The 224-nt window shown below is 52.2% G+C and carries 1 protein-coding gene; it reads right to left on the minus strand.

The genetic code is table 11. The features are described 5' to 3' along the window. Positions 1–17: 17 nt before the first annotated feature. Positions 18–224: Rid family hydrolase (locus tag R0J92_RS27680; RefSeq protein ID WP_411054035.1), on the minus strand; the 207-nt coding region annotated here is incomplete at its 5' end.

Consider the following 224-nt stretch of genomic DNA (forward strand, 5'->3'; position numbering starts at 1 on the left):
ACACATGGGCTTTTGCTCTATCTATCTTCGGGAACAACTGCATCAACTTCGATCTCGACCAACCATTCCGGGTTAACGAACCTCGTGACCGCCATGATCGTATCGACTGGACGGGCATCGACGCAGTATTTCTTTCGCGCCTCAATGGCCTCCTTCCAGTCATCGATATCCGTCAGAATGACCCGCGTTCTCACAATGTCATGAAGACCAGACCCCGCCTGTTC

It is taken from the genome of Tritonibacter sp. SIMBA_163, from assembly GCF_046535935.1.
Classification (GTDB): domain Bacteria; phylum Pseudomonadota; class Alphaproteobacteria; order Rhodobacterales; family Rhodobacteraceae; genus Epibacterium; species Epibacterium scottomollicae.